At 68.9% G+C, this 18,531-nt stretch carries 10 protein-coding genes; 9 read left to right on the top strand and 1 reads right to left on the bottom strand.

Translation table 11 applies throughout. The features are described from left to right. Positions 1 to 112: 112 nt before the first annotated feature. Positions 113 to 3,730, bottom strand: a complete 3,618-nt coding sequence (locus tag OX958_RS33635; protein ID WP_270134343.1) for an NPCBM/NEW2 domain-containing protein — start codon at positions 3,728 to 3,730, stop codon at positions 113 to 115. A 304-nt stretch (positions 3,731 to 4,034) separates the two neighbouring features. Between OX958_RS33635 and OX958_RS33630 the strand changes: the two genes are divergently transcribed. The 9 genes from OX958_RS33630 to OX958_RS33590 all read left to right on the top strand — a co-directional run bounded on the left by OX958_RS33630 (position 4,035) and on the right by OX958_RS33590 (position 18,531). Beyond that, on the top strand, positions 4,035 to 5,369 hold the full coding sequence (locus OX958_RS33630) for an alpha/beta hydrolase family protein (protein WP_270134341.1): 1,335 nt from the start codon (positions 4,035 to 4,037) through the stop codon (positions 5,367 to 5,369). 403 nt (positions 5,370 to 5,772) lie between these two features. Continuing rightward, entirely contained in the window at positions 5,773 to 8,469 is a 2,697-nt protein-coding gene (gene topA / locus OX958_RS33625) for a type I DNA topoisomerase (protein ID WP_270139196.1), read from the top strand. Further along, positions 8,469 to 8,915, top strand: a complete 447-nt coding sequence (locus OX958_RS33620) for a Fur family transcriptional regulator (protein ID WP_270134340.1) — start codon at positions 8,469 to 8,471, stop codon at positions 8,913 to 8,915. Before topA ends, OX958_RS33620 begins: the two co-directional genes overlap by 1 nt. Positions 8,916 to 9,302: 387 nt before the next feature. Next, positions 9,303 to 12,230 carry a glycoside hydrolase family 2 TIM barrel-domain containing protein gene (locus OX958_RS33615; RefSeq protein ID WP_270134339.1) on the top strand — a complete coding sequence of 976 codons (2,928 nt, stop codon included), beginning with the start codon at positions 9,303 to 9,305 and terminating at the stop codon, positions 12,228 to 12,230. Positions 12,231 to 12,375: 145 nt separating this feature from the next. Beyond that, the gene (gene tmk / locus OX958_RS33610; RefSeq protein WP_270134337.1) at positions 12,376 to 14,364 is read left to right on the top strand and encodes a dTMP kinase; all 1,989 of its coding nucleotides are present in this window, start codon (positions 12,376 to 12,378) and stop codon (positions 14,362 to 14,364) included. A gap of 68 nt (positions 14,365 to 14,432) precedes the next feature. Then, positions 14,433 to 15,602, top strand: coding sequence for a DNA polymerase III subunit delta' (locus OX958_RS33605; protein ID WP_270134336.1), 1,170 nt, complete (start codon positions 14,433 to 14,435; stop codon positions 15,600 to 15,602). A gap of 105 nt (positions 15,603 to 15,707) precedes the next feature. Beyond that, the gene (locus tag OX958_RS33600) at positions 15,708 to 16,373 is read left to right on the top strand and encodes a DUF4190 domain-containing protein (protein ID WP_270134334.1); all 666 of its coding nucleotides are present in this window, start codon (positions 15,708 to 15,710) and stop codon (positions 16,371 to 16,373) included. A 25-nt stretch (positions 16,374 to 16,398) separates the two neighbouring features. Then, entirely contained in the window at positions 16,399 to 17,325 is a 927-nt protein-coding gene (locus OX958_RS33595; protein WP_270134333.1) for a DUF4190 domain-containing protein, read from the top strand. Positions 17,326 to 17,415: 90 nt separating this feature from the next. Further along, positions 17,416 to 18,531 carry a PSP1 domain-containing protein gene (locus tag OX958_RS33590; protein WP_270139195.1) on the top strand — a complete coding sequence of 372 codons (1,116 nt, stop codon included), beginning with the start codon at positions 17,416 to 17,418 and terminating at the stop codon, positions 18,529 to 18,531.

Genomic DNA, 18,531 nt, shown 5'->3' with positions numbered 1-18,531 from the left:
CCACCGGAACCCACCTGTACCGTCCCCTGGGACGGCTGACAGGTGGGTTCCGGGGTAGCTCAGGGGAAGTTCAGCCGAAAGTCGGATGCGTTCGATCCGGCCGGCTGCTGGCTCAGGCGCTCTTGCAGACCAGTCGTGCCTCCGCCCAGTCCGCATGGTCGCTGGTGACACCGTCACCGGCATCGGTCACCTGCAGGGTCAGCAACTGTCCGCCGGTCGTGTCGACCGTGATGGGCACGGTGGGCGAGTTCCCGGTCAGCAGATCGGATGTGTACTTCGCCACACCGTCGACCAGCACCTTGAAGCTCACCTTGCCACGATCCGCCACCTCGTCGTCGATCCCGGCCTTGGCGGTGAAGGCCGTGCAGTTGCCGCCGATCCGGACCGTCACCGACGACGCCGCGTGCGTTCCCAGGCCCTTGGCGTACTGCGTTCCGTCGAGGGTCAGGGCCGCTCCGTCACCGGCGCCGTCCTCGCCGTTGCTCTTGTCCCGCTCGACCGGGCCCCAGCCGTTGGCCGAGTCGACCCACTCCAGATCGCTCACCCAGGGCTGACCGGTCGGCGCCGGAGGCAACGGCTTGTCCGCCAGGGTCGCGGCGAAGAAGCCGAGACCGCCGCCAGGCAGCTTGATCGCCTTCACCGTCTTGCCGGGCGTCAGCGCAACGGCTGTGTAGAACACCCGGTAGTCCGTGGTGGTGTTGGCCAAGCCGGCGGCGGTGTACCGGCCTTTCACGGCGGCGGCGACCTTCGCGCCGCCGGTGGCCGGGTCCTGGCAGCACCAGTTCGGCAACTGCAGAGGCGCTTGGGACTCGGTGCCGTCGGTGTAGATGACCGTCACGCTGCCCTTCGCGTTCAGGCTCGCGCCCGCACCGAGCAGGGCCAGGTGCGATCCGGTTCCGGAGACGAGGATCGGGGCGGACTGGTTCTTGACCAGGTTCGGCGTACCGGGGGCTCCGGTCGGCCAGGTGAAGTCAGCGCCCTGCACAGTTACCTTGGCGCCCGGCGTGAAACCCCCGCCGGCCAGCGCCTCGCCGTTGAAGCTGTTGCCGGAGCCATCGAAGTTGCCCTGAGCAAATGTCTTCGCATCGCTGACGCCGACCACTGTCGCTGCCTGCGACAACGATCCGTAGGGTAACTGCGCCGTGGCGACAGTGCTGTTGCCGTAGCTGTCCTCGTGCACCTGGTACGTCGCGTCGAGGCGCAGCGTGAAGGCCGCCGGTTTGACCGATGCCGCCGGTGTCACCGCGAGCTTGGTGGTGACTGTCCTGCCCGGCTCCACCTTGGCGAAAGTGCTGGTACCAGTAGCAGTCCACCCCGTCGGCAGGTCCAGGGCGAGGCGCACGTTGCGCATGGTCGCCGCGCTGGGGTTGGTGAAGGTGGCAGTCAGCTCGGTGGCCTGTCCCGGCGCGTTCCACAGTGCGGGGGAGGAGAGCTCCGGCGTACCGGTGGACTCGAGTACTGCCTTGCCGCCGCCGACCGAGGTGGTGCCGGCCAGCCGCACAGTGGCGTCCTTCGCAGTGGAGACGGACGCGGTCTTCACGAGCACCACGCCGTTCTCGTAGAACCAGCCGGTGGATGCGGCGAGGTACGCGGCCTTGTCGGCGTGCTTGTTGAGCTGCACGTTGTCCACCGAGACGTCGCGCGGGGCGGTGCCGGTGTGGACGGTCAGCTCGTAGGGACGCGAGCTCGGCTTGCCGGCGTACGAGCCCTTGCTGGCGCCGATCTTGACGGTGACGTCACCGCGGGCGGCGACAGGTGCGGTGACCTCCAGCAACTGCGTGGCCGACTTGGCCTGCTTGTAGTCCCGCGTGACGCGGTCGTCCTCGTAGAGGCTGAACGACGACTTGCCCTCCGGGTAGACGTCGATGGTCAGCCGGTCGCCGAAGCCCTGCTCGGCCGCGTTGTTGATCCCGCTCTTCCACATCGGTACGACGGCGCCGGCCTTGACGAACAGCGGCAGTGTGTCCAGCGGTGCGTGGTAGCCGTTGACCGTGGTCGGCCCCTGGTGGACCTTGCCGGTCCAGTAGTCCACCCAGTTGCCCTTGGGCAGGTAGATGCCGCTCTTCACGTCGTCGGCGCCCCACATCGGCGCCACCAGGAACTCCTTGCCGGCCAGGAACTCGTACTTCGCCGTGTCGTCCCAGGTCTTCGGGTCGTCCGGGTACTCCAGCACCAGGGAGCGGTTCAGCGGAGCGCCGGTGGCGTGCGCCTCGGCGGCGTACGAGTAGAAGTAGGGCAGCAGGCGCTCGCGCAGCTTGAGGTACTTGCGGTTGATCGAGGTGTACGGCTCGCCGTACGTCCACGGCTGCTTGTACGCCGGTGTCGCCCACCCCGACATGGTCATGAACGCCGGGTTGAACACCTTCCACTGCAGGTCTCGCGTGTAGCTGGTCGGGGAGCCGCCGAAGATCCCGTCGACGTCGCCCGCGCTGTAGGCGATCCCGGAGTTGCCGGAACCGGTGATGGCCGGGATCTGCCACTTGATCGCGTCCAGCGAACCGCTGTGGTCGCCGGTCCACTGCACTGCACAGCGCTGTGCTCCTGCCCAGCCCTCGACCATCCAGGCGTAGCCGCGAGCGTTGCTGTGCTGCTCGATGCCGCTGTGCGCGGTGTCGCAGGCACTGAGCGCGTACCGGTAACCCGGGCCGACCCAGGCTACGTCCAGCTTGCGTACGCGGACTCCCGCGTCGCCTACCTCTTCGGGCTGGCGATCCAGGGACGACTGCGTCCACAGGCCCATCTGGATGTTCCGCTTGCGCAGCTCGTCGCCGGTCTGCTTGAGCGCGGGGATCTCCCGCTTGCCCCACCAGGTGCCCTCGACCTGCTCCGACTCGGTGTTGGCGGAGTAGCCGCAGCCGTAGTCGTCGTTGACCAGCATCCAGCCGCCGGGCATGTCCTCGTCCTGGAACCGCTGCGCGACCTTCACTGCGTCAAGCGTGGTCACCTTGTCCGGATTCACCTTCCAGTCGTTGCTGGGGTCCGGGTCGGTGGCGTAGTGGCCGCGGTTGTAGCAGTCCGAGTCGCCGTACTCGAGTCCGTAGATCGGCGGCATGAAGGGCCGGCCGGTGAGCTCGGTGTAGCGGTTCAGTGAGGTCTTGAGGTCGCCGACGAAGTAGTACGCGTCGAACCGCTTCTCGTCGTGCTTGGTGACGACGGGGGTGGTGAAGCTGTAGCTGCCCGGGGCGAAGGTGTTCCGCAGTACGCCGTACCCGGCGGTGCTCATGTAGTACGGCGAGGCGTTCGGGTTGCCGCCGTCCTCCCAGTTGAAGTCGCGAGCGACCGTGATGGTCTGGTCGCGATGGGAGAACCGGCCGTTCTGCATGCCGCCGCCGAAGAACTGCTCGGTGGCGCCGCGACTCAGCGACTGGCTGGCGGCGGTGTCGGTCCAGGTCAGCGGCGCGGTCTCGGACCAGACCTGCTGGCCGTTCGCCCGGTAGAGCGAGAAGCGCAGCGGTGACTTGTTGGCCCGGACCTCGATCTTGCCGGTCGTCAGCGAGTAGTAGCTGCCCTTGTCGGCCCAATTGGTGGCGGGCTTGGGGTAGTCGGTCTTGACGACGATGTTCGACGCCGGTGCGGTCGGGTCGGTCGGTGGCGTGTTGGCCGGGTCGGTGAACGTGCCGTCCGGCGCCAGCCAGATCCGGAACACGTCGTCCTTGACGAACACGACCCGCACCTTCGCAGTACCCGCAGTGAGCGTGTACTGCGCGGTGTCGGCGGCGAAATCGGTCACTGCTCCGAGGGCGGTGCCTGCCGTCGCTGCGGCGGTTTCTGCGCTGGCGGGAGCGACGGCGTTGGCCAGGGCACCCGCAACTAAGGCCAGGGATGTCCCGGCGATGACTACTGAACGTTTAACGCGGACAAAGATGCTCACGAGTGCCTCACTTCACGCATCTATGAACAGGATTGGGCTATTGATAACCCACCCGGTGTCCGGTTGTCACTAGTTGGGGGCGGACTCGTCGTCATGAAGTTGAGACGCGGTCTCCGCCGAGTGGGGGGATCGCGGCACCGAGCGGGCGGCGACGATGATTCGCATGACGAACTATCAAAGCTTCAGCCGCCGCCGGATCGTCACCGCCGGCCTGGCGGCGGGCTTGATCTTGTCGACCCCCGCGGCAGCGAGCGCATACCCGGTGGACGAGCGCGATCGCGGGACCGCCGCCGGCAGCACGCTCGCCGCGGCCGCCACCGCGCCGACGTACCCGCCGACGAAGATCAAGGTGCCCGCGCCGACCGGGCCGAACAGGATCGGTACGACGGAGCTCCACCTGGTCGACCGCGAGCGCAGGGACGAGCGTGCGCCGGGCGGCCGGCGGGAACTGATGGTGAGTGTCTGGTACCCCGCCCGGCCGCGAGCGGAGGGTCCGTTCGCCAAGTACATGCCGGCGAAGACCGCGGACGCGCTGAGCCGAAGCTTGTCGAAGGCAACTTTCGGGCTCAGGGAGCCGCTGTTCGACTTCGCTGGTAGCGACACGCAGGCGCGGGACGGCGTACCGGCTCAGTTGGGAAGGCACCCGGTGGTCCTGTACTCGCCGGGCTACCCGCTCAGCCGGTTCTACGGCACGGCCCAGGTGGAGGAGCTGGCCAGCCGCGGGTACGTCGTCGTCACGATCGACCACACGCACGAGGGACCGGTCGAGTTTCCCGGCGGCCGGTTCGCGCCGGGCACCGACCTCGTGCTGCCGACCGCGGCGGAGACCAAGGCGTTCGTGGACACGCGGGTGGCGGACACGCGGTTCGTGCTCGACCAGCTGACGCTGCTGGCGCGCGGGTTCAACCCGGACGCCGGGCGGCGCGATCTCCCTTCGGGGTTGCGGCAGGCGCTGGATCTGCGCAAGGTCGGGATGTTCGGCTTCGCGGCCGGTGGCCACACGGCGGCCAACGCGATCGCCGCCGACGGGCGGATCAAGGCCGGCGCGAATCTAGACGGCACGCTCGCCTACGACCTGCAGGCAGGACCGCTCGGGCCCGCCGCCGAGCGTGGTCTGGACCGGCCGTTCCTGCTCTTCGGCTCCGACGACAGGCAGCGAACCGACTCCGCCAGCGCGGGCGACTACGACATGTCCTGGGCGGCCTTCTGGAAGAACCAGCGCAGCTGGAAGCTGAACCTGCAGTTGCCGGGATCGAACCACCTCGGCTTCTCGGACTACCAGTTCTTCTTCTACGACGTCTTCTACGGACTCACCCAGGACGAGGACGGCGCGGTCCAGGTCCAGGCCAACGTCACCGGCATCCTCGACCGCCGGCGGATGCTGGCCGCTCAGCGCGCCTACCTGACCGCCTTCTTCGACCGCTTCCTCAAGGAGCAGTCCCAGCCGTTGCTGAAGAAGGAGTCGAAGGACTTTCCGGAGGTCGAGTTCGTCCGCTGATCACACCGGCGGAGGACTCGCACGCGCCCCGGGTATCCCGCCCGAGGTCGTCACCGAGGGTCCCGGAAGGGTCGATCCGGAGGTGCCGGTGAGCTGCCCGCGACTCGCGCCGACCGTGTTCCCCGGCCGGTTTCTGAAACCCTGATGAGGTCGGCGGCGCCCCGAGCGGTTACCGTGCGTTGAGAAATGCGTTGCTGTCGGCCGTACTCTGTCCTCGGACGGTGCGGTTTTGGGTTCGGGGGAACAAGGCAGTCCGGCTGCAGGGTTGAAGCATTGACGGCGTTGACAGGCAAGGAGCGCAGTGGCAGCGGCAACAGGGACCAAGAAATCGTCCGGTAAGTCGTCGACGGCGGCTGCGGGTCAGCGTCGGCTGGTGATCGTCGAGTCGCCGAAGAAGGCCCGGATGATCGCCGGTTTCCTGGGCGCCGGTTATGTGGTGGAGTCGAGTTTCGGTCACATCCGGGACCTGCCGAAGGGCGCCGACGAGATCCCGGCGAAGTACAAGGGCCTGCCCTGGGCACGGCTCGGGGTGAACATCGAGGACCACTTCGACCCGCTGTACGTCGTACCGGCGGACAAGAAGGCGCAGATCCGCAAGCTGAAGGATCTGCTGAAGGACGCCGACGAGCTCTACCTGGCCACCGATGAGGACCGCGAGGGCGAGGCCATCGCGTGGCACCTGCTGGACGAGCTGAAGCCGAAGATCCCGGTCAAGCGGATGGTCTTCCACGAGATCACGCCGAAGGCGATCCAGGACGCGGTCGGCAGCGCGCGGCAGATCAACGACGCGCTCGTCGACGCCCAGGAGGCGCGGCGGATCCTGGACCGGCTGTACGGCTACGAGGTCTCGCCGGTGCTGTGGAAGAAGGTCATGCCGAAGCTGTCGGCCGGCCGGGTGCAGTCGGTCGCGATCCGGATGGTGGTCGATCGCGAGCGCGACCGGATCGCCTTCCGCTCCGCGTCGTACTGGGACCTGGACGCCAAGCTCGACGCCGGCGAGGGCAAGACACCGCGGATCTTCCCGTCCCGGCTGGTCTCGGTGGACAGCCGCCGGATCGCCCAGGGCCGCGACTTCGCCTCGACCGGTGAACTGAAGAGCGAGAACACCGTCCACCTGGACGAGACGACCGCCACCGCGCTGGCCGCGGCGCTGCAGGAGTCGACGTTCAAGGTCCGCTCGATCGAGTCCAAGCCCTACACCCGCAAGCCGTACGCGCCGTTCCGGACCACCACGCTGCAGCAGGAGGCCGGGCGCAAGCTGAACATGTCCGCCTCGCAGACGATGCAGATCGCGCAGCGGCTGTACGAGAACGGCAACATCACCTATATGCGTACGGACAGCGTCACGCTGTCCGACACCGCGATCACCGCGGCCCGGGCGCAGGTCCGCGAGCTGTACGGCGCGTCGTACCTGCCGGACAAGCCGCGGGTCTACACCTCCAAGGTGAAGAACGCGCAGGAGGCGCACGAGGCGATCCGGCCGGCCGGTGAGCACTTCCAGACGCCGGCCCAGACGGGTCTGAGCGGTTCGGAGTACCGGCTGTACGAGCTGATCTGGATGCGCACGATCGCGTCCCAGATGAAGGACGCGGCCGGCAACAGCGTCTCGATCAAGATCGGCGCCTTGGCCTCGACCGGGGAGAACTGCGAGTTCACCTCGTCCGGCCGGGTGATCACCTTCCACGGCTTCCTGAAGGCCTACGTCGAGGGTGCGGACGACCCGTCGCACGAGACCGACGACCGCGAGACGCAGATCCCGGACGTGGCCGAGGGCGACGTGCTGCCGGCCACCGAGGTGTTCGCCTCCGGCCACGAGACCAAGCCGCCGTCGCGCTTCACCGAGGCGACGCTGATCGCGCAGCTGGAAGACCGCGAGATCGGCCGGCCGTCGACGTACGCGTCGATCCTGGGCACGATCCAGGCGCGGGGCTACGTGTACAAGAAGGGCACCGCGCTGGTGCCGGCCTGGCTGGCCTTCGCCGTGGTGCGACTGCTGGAGCAGCACTTCACCCGGCTGGTCGACTACGCGTTCACGGCCTCGATGGAGGACGTGCTGGACGACGTCGCCGCCGGCAACCTGCAGCGCGAAGGTGTGCTCGGGCGGTTCTACTTCGGTGACGACGGCGTCGAGGGCCTGCAGTCCATGGTCAGTGACCTCGGCGACATCGATGCCAGGGAGATGTCGACCTTCCCGGTCGGTGACGCCGACAGCGGGATCGTCGTCCGGGTCGGGCGGTACGGGCCGTACGTCGAAGGGCCGGATGAGACCCGGGCGAACGTGCCCGAGGACCTGCCGCCGGACGAGCTGACCGTCGAGCGGGCCAAGGAGCTGCTCTCGCAGCCTTCCGGAGTCGAGCTCGAGCTCGGTACGACGCCGGACACCGGGCTGAAGGTGGTCGCGAAGGCCGGTCGTTACGGGCCCTATGTGACCGAGGTGCTGCCGGAGGACGCGCCGAAGAGCGCCAAGCCGCGGACCGGGTCGCTGCTGTCGACGATGCAGCTGGACACGGTGACTTTGGAAGATGCGTTGCGGCTGCTGTCGCTGCCGAGGGTGGTCGGCAAGGACCCGGAGACCGGGGACGAGATCACCGCGCAGAACGGGCGCTACGGGCCGTACCTGAAGAAGGGCACGGACTCGCGGTCGCTGCAGACCGAGGAGCAGATGTTCGACATAACCCTCGAGGAAGCGCTGAAGATCTACGCCGAGCCGAAGCAGCGGGGGCGTCGTGCCGCCGCGCCGCCGTTGAAGGAGCTGGGCGAGGACCCGGAGTCGGGTCAGCCGGTGGTGGTGAAGGAAGGCCGCTTCGGGCCGTACGTCACCGATGGCGAGACCAACGCGACCCTGCGCAAGGACGACTCGGTCGAGACGATCTCGCTGCTGCGCGCGTCGGAACTGCTGGCGGACAAGCGGGCTCGTGGACCGGTGAAGAAGAAGGCACCGGCCAAGAAGGCGGCCAAGAAGACCACCGCGAAGAAGACGACGGCCAAGAAGACGGCCGCGAAGAAGACCGCGGCCAAGACCGCCACCAAGAAGACGGCGGCGAAGAAGACCACCACGGCGGCCGGCGCCGCGAAGAAGACGGCGGCGAAGAAGGCCTGATGCCCGGTACTGCGAAGGGCCCGGCCGAGGTCACCGCGCAACGCCTCCGAGAACGAGGCGAACGCGTGACCCCGGCCCGGCTCGCCGTGGTCGAGGTACTGGCCGCCACCGACGAACACCTGAGCGCCGAGCAGATCGGCGAACGGGCCGAGGAACTGCGGCCGGGCATCCACCGGGCAACGGTCTACCGGGCGCTGGACGCGCTGGGCGAGTTCGGCCTGGTGACGCACGTCCACCTCGGGCGCGCCGGTACGACGTACCACTTGGCGGGTGAGCTGGCCCCCCGGCATCTGCATCTGCGGTGCAGCGAGTGCGGGACAGTGGTGGATGTGGCGGGGGACATTTTGGATCCCGTGCGGCGCAAGCTGCTGCGTGAGCTGGGCTTCCACCTGGCGCCGGAGCAGGTCGCGCTGGTGGGGGTCTGCAAGGACTGCAGCGCTCAATAGCCTGCGTCTTGCCAGGCTCGTGGCGCTGGGCGCCACCTCGCTCTGAGTGGGTTCTCGGGTGAGTGCTCCAGTTGACGTGTCTTTGACGGCTATTGCGGATGGCCAGATCTGGGCGCGCGAGGTGCGCGGTGCGGTGGTAGAAGTTCAGGCTCGTCGCATCGAGGCGGTGGGTGGCGTCAGCATCCGGGCGGAGGCGAGGTGGCGCCCAGCGCCACGAGCCGGGGCGCGGCGAAGTCGCGGATCGATCTCCAGGTAGGTCCGGACAAAGTGATCCAGATGCTGTCCATATTTGTTCATCGGTGTGGATTTGTGACGGGATCGGTCGTAGGGTCGATGGTTGTGACCTACGACCACAGTTATGTCGAAAACTTTGCTTCGGGTGCGGGTGTGCTGGCTCCGCGGGCCTGGCTGGATGATGATTCGGCTCGGGTGCCGCTCGGTGGGGAGTGGAGGTTTCGGCTCTCGGCCAGTTTGGAGGAGGCGCCGGACGATCTGACGGAGCCTGCCGTCTCGGGCTGGGACACGATCGTGGTGCCGGGGCACTGGCAGCTCGCGGGGTACGGGGCGCCGGCGTACACGAATATCGACTATCCCTTTCCGGTCGATCCGCCGCGGGTGCCGACGGCCAATCCGACCGGGGACTACGTCCGGACCGTGACTGTGCCGGGGGACTGGGACGGGCGCCAGGTGGTGTTGCGGTTCGAGGGGGTGGACTCGCGCTTCGCGGTGTTCGTCGACGGGACTCCGGTCGGGTGGTCGTCGGGGTCGCGGCTGCCGAGCGAGTTCGACCTGACCGAACTGGTTGCCCCCGGCAAAGAGGTGCGGATCGCGGTCCGGGTGCACCAGTGGTCGGCCGGGTCCTACGTCGAGGACCAGGACATGTGGTGGTTGTCCGGGATCTTCCGTGAGGTCAACCTGCTCGGACTCGCGCCGCAGGCTCCGACCGATGTGTTCGTGCACGCCTCGTACGCCGATGGCGCCGGCACGCTGAAGGTCGACTCCGACGTGCCGGGCACCGTGGTCGTCGAGGAGCTCGGGCTGGAGTTCCCGACCGGGTTCGAGACGCCGGTTCCGGCGGTCGAGCCGTGGAGTGCCGAGAGCCCACGCCTCTACGGCGCCGTACTGCGGACCGCGGGCGGCGAGGTCCGCCTCAAGGTCGGCTTCCGGACGGTGGCGATCGTGGACGGCGTACTGACGGTGAACGGCAACCGGGTGCTCTTCAACGGGGTCAACCGGCACGAGTTCCACCCCGATCGTGGCCGGGCGCTGACCGAACAGGACATGCTCGACGACGTGCTGATCATGAAGCGGGCCGGGATCAACGCGGTCCGCACCAGCCACTACCCGCCGCACCCGCACTTCCTCGACCTGTGCGACCAGTACGGCCTGTACGTCGTCGACGAGTGCGACCTGGAGACCCACGGTTTCGGCTACGAGCCCGAGCCGCCGAAGCTGCCGAACCCAGTGATGGATCCGCGCTTCGAGGCCGACCTGGTCGACCGGATGCGGCGGATGGTCGAGCGGGACAAGAACCACCCGAGCATCGTCATCTGGTCGCTCGGCAACGAGTGCGGGATGGGCGAGAACCTTCGTTCGATGTACGCGTTCACCCGTGATCGCGATCCGTCGCGGCCGGTGCACTACGAGCGGGACACGCAGGCGGAGTTCGTGGACGTGTACTCGCAGATGTACACGTCGCCGGAGGACGTCGCGCGGATCGGCGAGGACCCTTCGTCGTACCGGGGGTTGCCGTTCATCCTGTGCGAGTACGGGCACGCGATGGGCAACGGGCCGGGCGGGCTGGCCGACTACCACGCGCTGTTCGAGAAGTACCCGCGGTGCCAGGGCGGGTTCATCTGGGAGTTCATCGACCACGGGTTGCGGACGTCGGTGGACGGCAAGGAGTTCTACGCGTACGGCGGTGACTTCGGCGAGGAGATCCACGACGGCAACTTCGTCTGCGACGGGCTGCTGTTCCCGGACCGGACGCCGACGCCGGGGATGCTGGAGTACGTCAAGGTGATCGAGCCGCTGGTGATCGGCGGTGATGCCACCGGGATCACCATCACCAACCGGTACGAGGTGCTGGACACCAGCCACCTGACCCTCCGAGTGGTCACCGAGATCGCGGGCGAAATGGTCGGCAGCGGGAATCTTCCGGTCCCGCTGATCGGCCCGGGCGAGACTGCCGTGCTGGAGCTGCCGCCGGGCATCATCGCTCAGGCCGAGGCGGGGCTCCCGGAAACCTGGGTCACCATCACGGCAGAGCTGACGGAGCCGACCAGCTGGGCCGAGGCCGGGCACCGGATCGCATGGGGCCAGATTCGGCTGGACCAGCCGACTGGGCCGCGCCACATCGCGGCGGCTGCGCCTGAAGGCGGCGTGATGGCCGACGTAAGCAACACCGCGACCGGTGCGGACGCCGCAGCTGGCGGCGGTGCAAGCGCTGGGGGAGCTTCGCTTGCCGAGACGGCAACTGCCTCCACCTCTTCTTCGTCCGGTGCCGAGGTCGCCGGAGGCGGCGAGGCGCGGCACGCGCGGAGTAACGCGGGGGAGGACGTCACCGCCGGAGTTCACGGCATCGGCGTTGCCTCGCTGGGAATCAGCAACCTGCGGCTGGATGTCTGGCGAGCTCCGATCGACAACGACGTGATCCCGGGGGTTTCAGACGCCTGGAGAGAAGCCGGGCTGCATCGGGTGCAGCACCGGGTGGTGTCGGCTGGGCTGGTCGACGGTGCTTGGGAGGTTGTCACCAGGACGGCGCCGCCGGCGCTGCAGTGGGGTCTGGTCGCTACCTGGCGCTGGACTCACGGGCAGAACGGGTCAGTCGTGCTCGACCTCTCTGTAGAGCCCGACGGCCAGGTCCCGGCGACCTTGCCACGATTGGGCATCACCTTCGAGCTGCCGAAGGTCGGTCAGGTCGAGTGGTTCGGCACCGGCCCCAGCGAGGCGTACGTCGACACCCGCGCCGCCGCGGCGGTCGGTAAGTACTCCGGCACGATCGCACAACTGCAGACGCCCTACGTGCGCCCGCAGGAGAACGGTCATCGCATCGACACCCGCTGGGCTCAGCTGGACTCGTTGCGGGTGGAGGCTGCTCCCGACCTCTTCGGCCTGACCGTCCGGGACTGGACCACAGCCGACCTGGCCAACGCGAAGCACGCGCCCGACCTGGTCGCCGGCGACACCACCTACGTCACTCTCGACCTGGCGCAGGCAGGTATCGGCTCCAACTCCTGTGGCCCGGCCCTCCCCGACCGGTACCAGCTCCACACGGCGGCAGCCTCGTTGTCGCTCCGCTTCACCACCGGCTGACGCGAACACAACGACAGGCAGTGGTCGGCTCAGACAGCTGACCCGGCCCTGGCCTACGCCTGGCGGGCAGCCGACCGGGTGACCACTGCCTGTCGTTGTGTACGCAAGTACGAGGTTGTCGATGCGCCCGACTAGGCTTCTGGGTGTGCCGGAGGTATACGACCCGCTGACTGATCCTGCACCGGCGCACGACGTGCGCGCGGTGTTGCGGATCAAGGCGTTCCGGCGGCTCTGGATCGGGTTCGGGCTGTCCAGCCTGGGCGACTGGATCGGGCTGCTGGCGCTGACCGCGATGGCGAAGTCCTTCGCCGGCGACGACTACCAGGCGGCCAACTTCGCGATCGGTGGCGTGCTGTTCCTGCGGGTGCTGCCCGCGCTGGTGATGGGACCGGTGGCCGGCTGGGTCGCCGACCGGCTGGACCGGCGCGCGACGATGATCATCGGCGACTTCGTCCGGGCGGCGTTCTTCGTCAGCATCCCGATCGTCGGCACCCTCACCTGGGTGCTGGTGGCGACCGTGCTGATCGAGATCGTCAGCCTGATCTGGGGCCCGGCCAAGGACGCCAGCGTGCCCAACCTGGTGCCCCGGCACCGGCTGGAGGCGGCCAACCAGCTGAGCCTGATCACCACCTACGGGTCGGCGCTGCCGGCGGCCGCGATCTTCACCGCGATCACGCTGGCCACCCGCGGTCTGGGCGGCAACTTCTCGATCAACCTGGCCGTCTACGTGAACGCGGCCACCTTCTTCATCTCCGGCCTGGCGATCATCTCGGTCGCGGAGATCGGCCGCTCCGGCCGCCACGACCACGAGGGCCATCCGACCCTGTGGCGCACGATGGTCGAGGGCTGGTCCTACGTCACCGGTACGCCGGTGGTGCGTGGCCTGGTGGTCGGCATCTCGGGCGCCTTCGCGGCCGGCGCGGTCGTGATCGGCCTCGGCCGGACCTACGTCGAGGACCTGGACGCGGGCGATCCCGGGTACGGCGTGCTCTTCGGCGCCGTCTTCGGCGGTCTCGCGCTGGGGATGGGGTTCGCGCCGCGGATCTTCTCCGGCCTGTCGCGCCGCCGGCTGTTCTCCGCCGGCCTGGTCGGGTCGGGGATCGGGCTGGCCGGCCTGGCGCTGATCCAGCAGATCGAGATCGCCACCATGATCGCGATCCTGCTCGGCTTCTGCGCCGGCGCCTCCTGGGTCTCCGGCTACACGCTGCTCGGGCTCGAGGTGCCGGACGCGGTGCGTGGCCGGACCTTCGCGTTCGTGCAGTCCGCGGTCCGGACGGTGCTCGCGGTCACGCTGGCGATCGCGCCGTTCGTCGCGGGCGCGATCGGGCGCCGGACGGTGTCGGCCGGTGGCCGCTCGATCAGCTACAACGGCGCCGCGATGACGATGCTGATCGCCGCGGTGCTGGCCACCGTGATCGGGGTGGTCGCCTGGCGGCAGATGGACGACCGTCCCGGCGTACCGTTCTGGCGCGACCTGCGCCGCAGCTTCGGCAAGACTCCCGGGGTCTATCCGACCACCGGCCTGTTCATCGCGCTCGAGGGTGGCGAAGGCGCGGGCAAGTCGACGCAGTCCGCCCTGCTGGTCGAGTGGTTGACCGAGCAGGGCCAGGAGGTGCTGCTCACCCGCGAGCCGGGCGCCACCGACCTGGGGAGGACGCTGCGCCAGATCGTGCTCGACCCGGCGACCGGCGACATCTCGCACCGCGCCGAAGCCCTCCTGTACGCCGCCGACAAGGCGGAGCACGTCGACAAGGTGATCAAACCGGCGCTCAAGTCCGGCGCCGTCGTCATCACCGACCGGTACGTCGACTCCGCGCTGGCCTACCAAGGCTCCGGGCGGGACCTGAAGCTGGACGAGGTCGAGCGGGTGAACCGCTGGGCGACCGACGACCTGCGGCCCAACCTGACGATCCTGCTGGACCTGCCCCCCAAGAGTGGGCTCGGCCGATTCGAGGAGCGAGACCGGATCGAGGCCCAGTCCGCCGAGTTTCACGAACGGGTCCGGACGGCGTTCCTGGAGCTCGCGGCGGCCGAGCCGCAGCACTACCTGGTCCTCGACGGCAGCCAGGACCGGGCCGAGATCGCGGCGCAGATCCGGGCTCGCCTGCTGCCGCTGCTGCCGAAGGTGGGGTAGGTCGTGCCGGATCGAGCTGCGCCGCCGAGCACCCGTTCGCGACGGCACGGAATGAGGAGACAGGTCCGATGACGGTTTGGGACGACCTGGTCGGCCAGGAGCCCGCGGTCGCCGTACTGCGCAAGGCCGTGTCGGGCGCGTCGGCGCGCCTGCGGGGCGAGGGCGGCACGGCCACCAACGGGATGACGCACGCCTGGCTGATCACCGGCCCGCCCGGGTCCGGCCGGTCCAATGCGGGCAGGGCTTTCGCCGCCGCGCTGCAGTGCCTGACCGAGGGCTGCGGCGAGTGCGCGGTCTGCGCCACCGCGCTCAACGGCGCGCACCCCGACGTGACGCTGATCCGCACGGAGCTGCTGTCGATCCGGGTCAGCGAGATCCGCGAACTGGTACGCCGGGCCGCGATGAGCCCGACCCAGGGCCGTTGGCAGGTGATGCTGATCGAGGACGCCGACCGGCTGACCGACCAGGCCGCGGACGCGCTGCTGAAGAGCATCGAGGAGCCGGCGGCACGCACGGTGTGGGTGCTCTGCGCGCCGACGGTCGAGGACGTCGTGCCGACGATCCGGTCGCGCTGCCGTCTGCTGGTACTGCGAACTCCGCCGGTGGCCGCGGTCGCCGAGATGCTGACCCGGCAGTCCGGGATCGAGCCGGAGCTGGCCGGTTTCGCTGCTCGGGCGGCCCAGGGACACATCGGCCGGGCGAAGGCGCTGGCCCGGGACGAGGAGGTCCGCGGCCGGCGGAGCAAGGTGCTGGAGGTCCCGTTCGAGCTGCACGACATCGGCGCCTGCCTGAACGCGGCGCAGCGGCTGGTCGAGGCGGCGAAGATCGAGTCGAAGGCGAGCGCCGCGAAGGTCGACGAGCAGGAACGGACCAATCTCGAGCAGGCGCTCGGCGTCGGCACCAAGGGCGCCAGACCCCGGGAAGCCGGCGCGGCGCTGAAGGAGCTGGAGGACCAGCAGAAGGCGCGGGCGAAACGCTGGGAGCGCGACGTGCTGGACCGGTCACTGGTCGACCTGATGGCCTTGTATCGCGATGTTCTGGTCGTGCAGACCGGTGCGGGAGCAGAACTGATCAACGCCGAACTGCGGCAGGAGATCGAGCGGCTGGCCGGCCGGACCAGCCCCGAGTCGACGGTACGCCGGATCGACGCGCTCACCGGTTGCCGCGAGGCGATCGAGGGCAACGTCGCGCCGCTGCTCGCCCTCGAGGCGATGACGATCTCCCTGTTCGAGGGCTGAGACGCGCGTCTGGGGTGCGGACGCGGCTGTAACGAAGGCCAGGGCCCTGCCGATACGTGGGTGGCTGGCCCGCCAGGCCGGCGTACTGCTTCGTAAGGACGCTCCTTGACCCAACCTCCGCCGATCCAGCCTGTGCGGACGCCGCTCCCGTCGGCAGAGTCCTGGCTGGAGGGCGTGCCGACGCCCGCGCAACGTCGGCTGGATCGCTATGCCGTCGCGGCGTTCGTGACCAGCCTGCCGGGGTTGGTGCCGATCGCGGCGGTGCTCGGACTGATCGCGCTGCCACGGACCCGGCGGTCCGGAGTACGGGGGCGGAGGTTGGCGATCGGCGCGCTGGTGATCTGCGGGTGCTGGCTGATCGCGATCGGGGTCGCCGCCGCGCTCAACCTGCGGGGTGAGCAGCGCGCGGGGATCGGCCGTACGACGGTGATCTCGGAGGTGCGGGTCCAGCAGTGCTTCGACGCCGACCTGGACGTGGACACGCTGCGCCAGGTGAAGATCGCGGACTGTGCCACGCCGCACACCGGTGAGGCGTACGCGAAGGTCCGGGCGATGCTGACCGGGCTGTCCACCGAGCAGAAGGGCACGGCCGCGACGCAGCAGTGCGCGACGGCTTTCCAGACCTTCGTCGGCAAGCCGTACGAGCGGTCGGAACTGGACATGTACTACGTGGTGCTGGAAGATCGTGCCGTTGCTGACGGCAACATCCTGTGCATGGTCGGGAAGCCCGGAGAGCAGTTGGCGGGCTCCATGCGCGGATCTCAGCGCTAGTGCGCCGTGTCAGGGGGAGGCAGCTGTGAGTTATCCACCGGGGTCAGACCCGAATCGGCCGCAGGACGTGCCGCGGGATCCGGCTCCGGGACTGCCGACGTACGGGCGGCCGCCTGAGTCGGCGAGTTCCTACGAGCCGCAGTTCGGGCAACAGGTGCCGCAGTACGGGCAGCCGCCGCAGCAGTTGCCGCCGTACCCGCAGCAGCAGGCGCCGTACGGGCAACCGCAGCAGCCGCAGTACGGGCAAACCCAGTACGGGCAACCTCAGTACGGCCAGCCGCAGTATCCGGCGGCCTACGGCTACGGCTACGGGTATCCAGGGCACCAGCAGACCAAGACGAACGGCCTCGCGATCGCGGCGCTGATCTGCGCGCTGGGTGGTTTGGTGATCGGCCTGAGCGCACCGGTCGGCGTCGCGCTGGGGATCGCCGCGCTGGCGCAGATCAAGAAGAGCGGCGAGTCCGGCAAGGGTCAGGCGATCGCGGGCATCGTGATCGGTGGGCTGCTCACCCTCTTCGGAGTCGCGCTGCTGACGATCCTGATCATCATCGGCGCCAACTCCGACGACTACCAGGGATCCGGCGACCGTTCGGGACAGACCACGTACGTCGACTCGCTGGCGGTCGGCGAGTGCTACGACGACGCGTGGGAGGAGGACGAGGTGCACCGGCGGTCCTGCGCCACACCGCACGACGGCGAACTGATCTCGAACGTCACCCTGCCGGCCACTCCCTACCCCGGTGAACGACCGCTGGAGGACCTGGCCCGCAACCGCTGCGACATCGAGTTCGGCAAGTACGTCGGCACCACGGTGCAGAAGTCGGAACTGCAGTCCGACTACTGGGTGCCGTCGGAGGACAACTGGGACCACGGTGACCGCCTGGTCATCTGTGCCGTCTACGGCCCCGACGACGACGCGCTGACCGGGACCGTCAAGGACAGCAAGCGGTAGCGAGGCACGCCGGGCACTGGTCGAAGCGCCGCCCAGGAGGCGCGAAAGCGAGTGCCGTGTGGGTTGTGCACGTAGTCTGGCGCGGTGGGCATGGTGATGGCGGTGTCGTTCGAGCGCTACGGGCGGCTGTACTACCTCGACCCCGGTTCGCACAGACCGCGAGTCGGGGACAAGGTGCTGGTCCCGACCGATGACGGTCCGGAGGTGGCCGAGTGCGTCTGGGCCCCGCAGTACGTCACCGAGGAGATCGGTGGGCTGCCGCTGTGCGAGGGTGTCGCGACCACGGCCGACCTGGACCGCGACGAGCAGAACCGTCAGCGCCGGGCCGACGCGCGGCTGATCGCCAAGCGGCTGGTCCGCGAGCACAAGCTGCCGATGAAGGTGGTCGGGATCGATTTCGTGGATCGCCGGCCGGACGTCGACCAGTTGGTGATCATCTACTTCTCCGCGCCGCACCGGGTGGACTTCCGGGAGCTGGTCCGGGATCTGGCCCGCGGACTGCGGGCGCGGATCGAGCTGCGCCAGGTGGGTGCCCGCGACGAGGCCCGGCTGCAGGGCGGGATCGGGCCGTGCGGGCGCGACCTGTGCTGCGCGACGTTCCTGAAGGACTTCGAGCCGGTCAGCGTGCGGATGGCGAAGGACCAGGATCTGCCGCTCAACCCGCTGAAGATCTCCGGCGCGTGCGGGCGGCTGATGTGCTGCCTGAAGTACGAGCACCCGCTCTACCAGGAGTTCAACGCCAAAGCCCCCGCCACCGGTACGCCGGTCGAAACGCCGGCGGGTGACGGCGTGGTCGTCGGGCACAACGTCCCCAGCGATACCGTGGTGGTCCGCCTTGCCGCCTCCGGTCGCCGCTGCGCCTGCAGCCGAGCGGACGTCTGCTCCCCACGCCAGCAGTACGAAGCATCCGACACCACTACCCCGGACGCCCCGCCCGTCGTTCCGGTGGAGTTGCCGCTGCCGGTCGTACCGCAGGCAGCTGTGACCCCTGTCGAGGCAGAGCTAGCTCCGGCGCCGACAGTTGACGCGGTGTCGCAGGACGAGGCCGGCAAGACGGACGAGGCGGACGAGGAGTCAGCCGCGTCGGCCAGGCGCCGCCGCAAGCCGCGACGCCGCCGCAGGCTGAGTCAGGGTGAAGGCGACAACTCGCAGGACAGCGCGGTACGGGACGGGTTGGACGACGGTACGGGGGACGGCTCGCTGTGA

It is taken from the genome of Kribbella sp. CA-293567, from assembly GCF_027627575.1.
Classification (GTDB): Bacteria; Actinomycetota; Actinomycetes; order Propionibacteriales; family Kribbellaceae; genus Kribbella.
This window is presented reverse-complemented; position numbering and strand designations above follow the sequence as displayed.